Source organism: Streptomyces sp. NRRL F-6676 (assembly GCF_000725625.1).
Classification (GTDB): Bacteria; Actinomycetota; Actinomycetes; order Streptomycetales; family Streptomycetaceae; genus Streptomyces.
In genome coordinates this window covers 1-442 of the sequence record NZ_JOHS01000132.1, presented here as the reverse complement: position 1 = coordinate 442, position 442 = coordinate 1, and the positions used below count along the sequence as shown (strand labels likewise).

1 protein-coding gene is annotated in these 442 nt (G+C 68.3%); it reads left to right on the top strand.

The annotated features are described in order from the left end of the window. Positions 1 to 442 (top strand): methylmalonyl-CoA mutase family protein (locus tag IO29_RS31320; protein ID WP_234316402.1); only part of this gene is annotated, 442 nt, incomplete at both ends.

Here is a 442-nt window from a genome sequence, read left to right as displayed (position 1 = left end):
TGGGGGAGCCGGGGGCGTTTCCGTTCACGCGGGGTGTGTATCCGACGATGTACACCGGGCGGCCGTGGACGATGCGGCAGTACGCCGGGTTCGGTACGGCGGCGGAGTCCAACGCCCGGTACAAGCAGCTGATCGCCAACGGCACGATGGGCCTGTCGGTCGCGTTCGACCTGCCCACCCAGATGGGCCACGACTCCGACGCGCCCCTCGCCCACGGCGAGGTCGGCAAGGTCGGTGTCGCCATCGACTCGGTCGACGACATGCGGGTGCTGTTCGGCGGGATCCCGCTGGACAAGGTCTCCACCTCGATGACGATCAACGCGCCCGCCGCCCTGCTGCTCCTGCTCTACCAACTCGTCGCCGAGGAACAGGGCATCGGCGCGGACAAGCTGACCGGCACGATCCAGAACGACGTGCTCAAGGAGTACATCGCGCGCGGCAC